Below are 8,419 nucleotides of genomic sequence, written 5' to 3' on the forward strand. Positions count from 1 at the left end.
TGCATCTTTTCACTTTCACTCTCTACTTGTTGTTTTACTATCTCTAATTCTTTGTACTTATCAACAACATCACTTTCCAAACTCTTTTTCGCTACTTGTAATTCGTTTGTTTTCTCTTCAACATTTTTCAAATGATCGTCAACCGTTTGTAACTGTGTTTCTTTTTCTTGTACTTGGTTTTCAATAGTTGACTTCGCTTCTGCATATTCTTTGTATTGACGAACTTTCATGTACTTATGTGAACCTACATTCGCACGTTCAAAATTCGGAATGTACTCTTTAGCCAATTGCTCAATATAGGCCGTTTCTAATTCTCTCCAATGTGCAATTAACTTTCTTCCCGTTCCTTCTACACCTTGTTGTTGCAAAGCTCTATCCATTCCGACACGCCTCGTTAGTCCTCGACTACTTTCGAAATTCGGTACATAGTTAATATGTAAATGCGGATTCGCTTCATCATCATGCAAAACCATGTTATAAACCGCTAGGTTTGGATTTCGCTCCTGAAACGCTTCAGCATAGCGTTTCAGCGCTTCCTTTTTAGCCTCCCTATACTTTGGGTCGTCTTTACCTTCCCCAATCGCTACAACGAGTTCTCGTTGCTCATGTGTCTTATCATCTTTATGTACTTTGTTATAGTAATCATCAATTTTACGATCACTCCGTTTTTGTTTCTCGTTATACTTGTCCACGGCTTCTTGAAAAACAACCTTGTATACACTTCGGATGTCCTTTTGAACAAAATAAATATTCTCATGTAACCTAGCTGGATCAATGCCAGGATTCCCATAAATATTTTCTCTATTATTATGGCTTAATGAACTTTGATGAGATTGATTAAATGAGATAGAACCCAACATAAAGTACCACCACTTCCCCTAGATTAATTGATACCATCAGTCTAGCAAAGCGACGAAATGGTGTCAATTAAAGTAACCCTATACGTATTTTGACACTAACGTATCAAAATCGATAGGGGTCTGCGACGCTTTTCGGCTGCGCCGAGCCATGCTTGGCATGGCAAATGCAAACCTTGGGCTTCGCCCAAACCCACTGGGGAACTCTTCCCCAGACCCCCTTCTTCTATCCAACTCCCCAACCCCTCAATCCTTGAGGGGCTCCCTCGCCAGTTGGCAGGCCAAAACGGTGAACGTTTTGGATCTACAAGAGGGTCGCATAGTAAGTATATCAACTCCTTATCCTCCCGCTCCCTTTCGGGCTCGGTCCGGTACCGTTGACATACCCGTTATAACTACCACTTTATCTATAAGAGCTATCGCCACATACCCAATTTCGTTCTCCATTATATGCAATATTGCATATAAAAATATATTGATATGGATGTAAGCGCTTACTATAATAAAAGTATAAAGATTCAACACATCTTAGTACCAACAAAAGAGGAGGAAAATAACATGGCAATCGCAATGGCAGTTTTAAAATTTGTAGGTGGAGCAATTCCATTAGTTCAAGAACTTTTAAAAGCATTTATGTAAGTTTACTATTTAGCAATTATTTATAGAAATTATCATACAAATGATCTGTATATCAAAGGTAAATTGATTTGCAGATCATTTGTGTGAGCAAAGTCCCTTTAGCATTATTAAGGGACTTTTTTGTTATTCCTGAAAGTAAACTTTTAAATATTAGTTTACTTTCAATTCCCCTTAAACATTAACTTCACACCAAAACCCCTGATATCCTCAAAATATACAACAAAAGTATACATTCAAAACGCCATAAATAAAGAGGTCGAAAATCCATGAACAAAAGAACAGATCGAAAATATGAAATAAGCCCTAAAACGTCACTGTTCAGAACGAAAATATATTCTATTTCTAATTGGAATCAATACAGGATTACGTGTCAGCAATCTACTCCAAATCGAAACACAAACTATATTAAAATTAAAACGAAAAAAGAGAAAATAATTCAAAATCAAAGAGGGAAAAACGAAGAAAGAACACATGATTAATCTTACTTCTATTTTTGATAAGATCTATTCCTATGCTCAAACCTTAGAAAATACCTGGTTATTTCCTTCACGAAAAGGAGATCAACCCATTAGTAAGATCCAGACTTATCGACAATTGCAAAAAGCCGGAGATTTCGCCGTTGTAGAATCCAGCGAATAAAGATGAACTTCATCGTAGAATGGATGAACAGGACAAGATTCAAGACAAGCTAAAAGAAGAAAATCCCAAATACACATACGCTAGGTTTCGTAAAAGTATGAAAAAGCTGTTGAACGTATGAACTAGGTTGATAAAGATTCCGATCATTTCCTTGTGGATATTTTGCGCTATTATGCGGATTATCGACTATCAAAATAAAGGATTCTATCATATTAACCCTGTGTCGTATTTTACAACATACTCTATCGATGACTTCAACAATATGGTTGTGGATAAAATATTTACGTTTTAGGCTTATATACATAGTTTAATACCTATACCTAAAATAGTATCACTCATAAAATATTATATTCTTATCTAGGAGGTATTAAATTGTATAGCCATTATTATTCAAATAAGCCTTTTTATCTCCCTTATAATAACAACTATTCTTACTACAATAATTATCCTTTTCACAACAATTATCGTTCTTATCCAATTTATTACATCACTCCACTTAACGCTTATAATCCTTATCATTTTAGAAACACAAGAGTCACAGAAAAAAAATTTATTATCTATAACAAAAATTTAGAAGAGATTAGAAATGATACTTGTTACGAGGTAGTATCAGGAGAAGTAAAGTGTGAGCCAGCACCACTTAGTCAAGTATTTGATATTCCCTTTCTTGCTCAGGAACAATGTTATGAACAACCACCTGAAATGAAACCTTACCCTTGTAAAGAGCGAAGAACAGTAAATATAATAGGCACACTTATAGTTACTGTAACAGATGCAAATCTGACTCAATTTAATCAGAATTATTCATGTTTTGTAAATAATAGTACGTTAGCTGAAGCAAGTAAAGCTTTTGAGCAGTCAATACCATCAGGAGGTGGTGAAATTACTAATGCAATTCTAGATAGAGCAATAGATTATACACGTGACGCTTATATAAATATAATTAACAGAAACCAATGTTCACCTTTAATTACAGTTCGAGCAAGATGGGAGCGTAAAATATTAAGTGACTGGAAAAATTGACATTAATACGGATACAGCTATCCTTTGGTTAAAAGAGATAGCTTTTTTTATTAGTCATACTGTTGCTATGGTGTAAAATAAAATGTATAAAACATTGATTTAATTATAAATTTCGAACTAATATAGAAAAAATTAATTATATTGAGGTGACAGCATGGCGGAAAAAGAAAAAATCATTGATATACCTTTAACAAAAAAGCAAATTGCCAATTCTTGCGCATACTTTCTGAATGTGTGATTCGAAAGTATGCGCAAGAATTGGAGCATGCTGTCAGCTTGGTGATGACTCGCAATACGAAGACAACATGCAGTGCGGCGGTCCCAAATTCAATAATGACAACAAATCAACCAAACAATTCACAACACGCTGTAAGCGTTCTGTTGGAAAGTAATTTAAAAATTCAAGAAAATTTAATCAACTCTTTAGCTGAGATGATCATCAAACAAAATGAAGAAATTGTTCTTCAAAAAGGTTTATTGGAAAAACAAAATCAAGGATCGGACAAGCGCCATAATGATTTGAAGAATGGATAACTTTGCCCATCCCCTGAAAAAGGGGAATAAGACAGAAAATATCAATTAATAAACCATCAGCGTAACAAAAAGGTAGAAGATTTATATTGTGACAAATTATTTTTGAGACAGTATTTAATTACATCTAAATTCAATATGATTTAGGCTAGAATGTAAAAAGAAAAAATGTAACAAAAACAAACGTTTATGTTACAAATCGAACAACTAAGGCTGAATCCTAAATTCTTCTATAACTGAAAAGGAATATTTTGTATTAATACTCCTTTTCGGGGGATGGGCAAAAACACCCACATTAGAACCTTACAAAGAATATCTCCCAAATTTAATTTTTAAACAAACCGAAAAAACCTTTCCGTTTTCGTTTCTGATTTTGTCTCTGTATATCTCTAATGTTTTCAAGCAATAATTGATCTCGTTTCGCTAACTTCTTCTCTATAAAAACTTCTAATTCAATGTTTTTACCTTCTACTTCCGTTAATTTTCTCTCTGTATTAGCCAAATGTTCTTTTGTGGTAACTAATTCATTCGTAATCTCTTGTAATTTTTGAACAAGCGTTTGATTAAACTGATTTTGTAATTGTTGATTTTCTAATACTGTATCCAATTTCTTTTCTAATTCCGATTTTTCTTTTTTTGAGACAAACACATCAAGTTCTCCATTCCGCCATGCTCGAACTTGATCATAAGACCATTTTTGTATCTGTATTTTTTCTTTAATTGCTGTTAATTCTTCTATATTTTCTTTCGAGTATCTACGATGCCCTCCCTGGCTTCGCTCCGTTTGTATATTAAATTCATTTGACCATGCTTTTAATAAATCGGGAGTTACCCCTACATGATCCGCAACAATTTTCGGTGTATACATTTCCGATTTTAGTTCCAATTTTAATTCCTCCCCCAAAAACGGAATACGTTTTTTGCTCATAAACAGGATTAAATCAACTTTTTCATCAAAATCGGAATGCACTTACAACTGATTTCACACCCGATTTTAAAAACGAATTGATTTCGAAATACATTTCGATTTTAACACCGATATCGATTACTTCTCAATACCATCATCAAAATCTTTTTTATTTATACAAGATTTTATGCAAAAAAAGAATAGCCGGGATTCCCAGAATCCTCGCTATATCAACCATGTATAAAATCCTGCATATCAATTTTATATAGAAAAGGGAAAAGAACCTTGTAAAAACAAGGGTTCTATGAAACTATTTGCTACCGATAATGAGACGTTATGTTAACCGGGCATGAATGTAATATTCATAACATATTGTTTCTTTTTGTCAGTTACAGGACGATTCGTTTGTTAAATGTATCCGAAAAAAAGAACGAATGTTTGCATTTTACTTGAAAATATTTGTAAACTTAATTTATAAGACTAAGTGAAGGGGAGAAATACAATTGAACACTATTGATTTATTATTATTAAATCTAAAAGAAGTGAGAAGACGGAGTATAAAGGTATGGAAAGCAATTCCGAGTGATAAATTAGATTGGAAACCAGATGAAAAAGCTATGACTTGTTTAGAGATGATTCGACATGTACTGAAATCAGAACATTATTATCATTTGGCTATTGAAAATAGGGGAAGTCTAAAAGAGTATAATTCTCCATTTGAAAACAGACCTTTTTTATCTGTCGAAGATGAACTGAATTTTGCTGAGATATATCACAAACAATTTTTAGATACTGTTCGTTCTTTTTCTAGTGAAGATTTAAATACAATTAAAATTGATCGTTCAAATGTAGGGTATATCCGTTCTTTAGGGGATATGTTAATGCGTATAGCATATCATGAGAGTGTTCATACAGGACAAATGTTAGATTATATGAGAACAATGAAAATTGAACGCCCAAATATATGGGATTAATAATTTCACTACCAATAACGAGAATTATGTGAACACGAAAGTCCTCCAATTAAACAATCCGGAGGACTTTTAATAGTTTTCCAAGTTATCTTCCAAATACACTCAATCCTAAATAAATCAAACTATAACTAATTAAAGCACTTGCAAGCATCAAACCTATTTTTAATAATTTGTCTTTTATATTAGGCTTTACTTCACTTACAGGTTTTCCCTCTATAAAATCAACTATTTGACGATAAGTTTTTAAATTATGCTCTTTTTTTATGTTTTCAACTTGCTGTGATGAAAACATAAGCAAAATCGTAAGTACCAAAGGTATTATAAGACCATAATAACCAAAAAAGTAAAATACAGGTGCAATAGAAATAGGAAGTATAATCATTGATGCTAACATGATGTAACTCCACTTAAAGAAAGTTAATTTTTGAAGTTCTTCTTTCATAATCTTTACATCTCCTTTAACTAAATCATCCAGGGAAACGTTAAAGAGAATACTCATCATTAGTAAATTATGAATATCTGGATAGTTCCTTTCATTTTCCCAGTTAGAAATAGATTGTCTGGAAACATGAATTTTTTCTGCTAACTTCTCTTGGGACATATTATCCCGTTTACGAAAATATTGTATTTGTCTACCAATGTTCATCTATACATCTCCCTTAAGTTTGAGGTTAAGTTAAAGGCTAATTAAAGACTACCAAATTTCTTTATAATAACCTGATTCTACATTGTAAAAATGTTTTATCATGCTATTCTCCCCTGTTTTTGGGTGTGAATGCTGGCTGGGGGTCTGGGGGCTAGCCCCTAGGAACTTAACGTAACTGAATATGGAATAAGCTTATTATTTAAATCGATAGAATTAGCGGTTCGGCGGGTATAATTGCTGGTCCAAGTCGAGCAACTTAACCCCGTTTTTGGTCTGTTCGGCTTGGCGAAAGCTAAAAACCCGCCGAAAAAAGTTTTGCAAGGACAATATCAAAAGGAGAAGGCGATAGCCTTTAGGTGAGGATTAACGAACCGACTTTTTGATATTGAGGGTGGAGATTTTTGAGTGATTTTCTCAAAAATACTACCCGTTCCTTGCGGAACTTTTAGCCCTATATATAAGAGTGAGAAGAGAAAAGTAAACAAAGTCAGTAATATCAAGGGTTTATAGAAGATAGGGTGTCAAAAAAAAGTGACACCAGTGTCAAAAAAAAGTGACACCTAAAAAAAGGTAAATAAAAATAAAAAAAGAATGCAAGAAAATTTTTGCATTCTTTTAAAATAAATAAATGGGTAATTTATGTTTTTTCTTTCCTTGATCTTCAATTTTAAAATTTCTTAGTGAATCCCTAAAAATATGTTGAGTTGCTTTGTCTATTCCATCTTTAGGAGAGCAACACATAACATTTGGATTTACAAACCATGTACGACTAGTACAAACTCGTCCATCTTCAGTTGTAACACCTGATTGTGCAACTGCTAATACTCCCTTTTTTAATAAACCATTCATAACACTAGAAATACTTTGACGAGTCATTTTAAACTTTTCAGCTAAATATGTAGGTGATGCTGGATTATTTGTCTCACGTTCTACAAGAACATTGGTTTTAAATTCTACAGATGAAGTTAATTTGAATAAAAAAGCTTCTTCCTTACTGCTTAAATAACCTATTTCAATCAGATAATCTATATTATCCATTATAATTTGCACAAATCTCACCCGATCTGTAGGTTTTTTCTTTTTACCTATGAAATATTCTTCCCCACCGGACATTTTACTTAACATCTGTAAAAGCATAGCTCTTTCTTCTTCCGAATAACCACCAGTTTGCAACTGGTCATAAATACTATCAATCTTGCTATCTCTTATTTTCGCTTTTTTTTCAGCTTGTCCAAAATCTACAACTTTTGTCATAAAATAATTCTCTCCCTTAGTGGAAGGAATCAACTTTTATATGTTAGAATGTATATAGAATATATATTGGTTGATTCCAACCTTATTATGAAAAACCGCCTGCCGTCCAAAGCATGGGCGGTTTTTCTCGTTTATACGTCTTTTTTTATAATAACATGAAATACGTTACTAAAGGTTTCCATCTACTAAAAATCACTTCTCTTTTTCACTATTATCACGTCTATCTTTCCATATCAAACCCTCTCTGCTTATTCATTTCCCTCTTATGTTCTTGTTCAAAATGATTATTAACTCCCCTACCAACCAATTCATTTTTAACAAGCCCTCTAAGCAACTGAAATTGCTCTTTTAAAGCTACTTTCGTTTGTTTGTATAAAACCCCCTTATATTTGTTTGTAAATCCTTTATATGAGCTTTTAAAGACCCTATTTCCTTATGTAATACACTAACTTCTTTTTTCAACTGACCTTTTTCTTGTTTCAATATCCTATTCTCTTCCATCCAACCTTCTGCAGTCATTTTTAAACTTTGATACTCTTTCACAAAGTCTGTTTTTCTCAAACGCTCATAATCCTTTTTGATAGTAACCGCTGCATTCACTTGTTTTGTTAATTCTTGATATTGTTCTGGTGATAACACATAATTTCCAGTCTTTTTCTTCGTGACTTCAGCTTTCCCAAACGTTTTATTATTCTGTACATCTGTTATTACTTCTTTACGCAAAAATGGAATTTTAATAGGTTCATTTGGCACTTGATCCGTAGCACTATCTAATTCTTTTTGCATTTGTTCTACTCTTTTTTCTAACTCTATATGACGCTGACCAATTAGCTGCATCTTTTCACTTTCACTCTCTACTTGTTGTTTTACTATCTCTAATTCTTTGTACTTATCAACAACATCACTTTCCAAACTCTTTTTCGCTACTTGTAATTCGTTTGTTTTCTCT

7 protein-coding genes and 2 pseudogenes are annotated in these 8,419 nt (G+C 32.9%); 4 read left to right on the forward strand and 5 right to left on the reverse strand.

What is annotated here, in order from left to right:
- Positions 1-860: plasmid recombination protein (locus ACX5JI_RS26245; RefSeq protein WP_459503912.1), on the reverse strand; the 860-nt coding region annotated here is incomplete at its 3' end.
- Positions 861-1,778: 918 nt separating this feature from the next.
- On the opposite strand from ACX5JI_RS26245, the pseudogene ACX5JI_RS26250 reads away from it, so the two are divergent.
- The 3 genes and pseudogenes from ACX5JI_RS26250 to ACX5JI_RS26260 all read left to right on the forward strand — a co-directional run.
- A pseudogene (locus tag ACX5JI_RS26250) lies at positions 1,779-2,126 on the forward strand (tyrosine-type recombinase/integrase); the annotation flags it as partial.
- Between the two features lie 381 nt (positions 2,127-2,507).
- Positions 2,508-3,158, forward strand: a complete 651-nt coding sequence (locus ACX5JI_RS26255) for a hypothetical protein (protein WP_459503913.1) — start codon at positions 2,508-2,510, stop codon at positions 3,156-3,158.
- A gap of 213 nt (positions 3,159-3,371) precedes the next feature.
- On the forward strand, positions 3,372-3,692 hold the full coding sequence (locus ACX5JI_RS26260) for a hypothetical protein (protein WP_459503914.1): 321 nt from the start codon (positions 3,372-3,374) through the stop codon (positions 3,690-3,692).
- 322 nt (positions 3,693-4,014) lie between these two features.
- Here ACX5JI_RS26260 and ACX5JI_RS26265 read toward each other — a convergent pair whose 3' ends face one another.
- Complete coding sequence (locus ACX5JI_RS26265; RefSeq protein ID WP_459503916.1) at positions 4,015-4,575, reverse strand: MerR family transcriptional regulator; 561 nt, start codon at positions 4,573-4,575, stop codon at positions 4,015-4,017.
- 524 nt (positions 4,576-5,099) lie between these two features.
- Here ACX5JI_RS26265 and ACX5JI_RS26270 point away from each other — a divergent pair.
- Positions 5,100-5,570 carry a DinB family protein gene (locus ACX5JI_RS26270; RefSeq protein WP_459503917.1) on the forward strand — a complete coding sequence of 157 codons (471 nt, stop codon included), beginning with the start codon at positions 5,100-5,102 and terminating at the stop codon, positions 5,568-5,570.
- Positions 5,571-5,655: 85 nt separating this feature from the next.
- Here the strand turns inward: ACX5JI_RS26270 and ACX5JI_RS26275 are convergent, their stop codons facing one another.
- The 3 genes and pseudogenes from ACX5JI_RS26275 to ACX5JI_RS26285 all read right to left on the reverse strand — a co-directional run.
- On the reverse strand, positions 5,656-6,216 hold the full coding sequence (locus tag ACX5JI_RS26275) for a helix-turn-helix domain-containing protein (RefSeq protein WP_459503918.1): 561 nt from the start codon (positions 6,214-6,216) through the stop codon (positions 5,656-5,658).
- A gap of 615 nt (positions 6,217-6,831) precedes the next feature.
- Positions 6,832-7,470, reverse strand: coding sequence for a MarR family transcriptional regulator (locus tag ACX5JI_RS26280; protein ID WP_326997793.1), 639 nt, complete (start codon positions 7,468-7,470; stop codon positions 6,832-6,834).
- A gap of 220 nt (positions 7,471-7,690) precedes the next feature.
- Positions 7,691-8,419, reverse strand: a pseudogene (locus ACX5JI_RS26285) (plasmid recombination protein); the annotation flags it as partial.

The sequence above is a fragment of the Bacillus sp. C1 genome (assembly GCF_054570475.1).

Excerpts from the sequence above, each read along its gene's own strand:
- ACX5JI_RS26275 (WP_459503918.1), bottom strand. The coding sequence starts at position 6,216 with ATGAACATTGGTAGACAAATACAATATTTTCGTAAACGGGATAATATG.
- ACX5JI_RS26280 (WP_326997793.1), bottom strand. The coding sequence starts at position 7,470 with ATGACAAAAGTTGTAGATTTTGGACAAGCTGAAAAAAAAGCGAAAATA.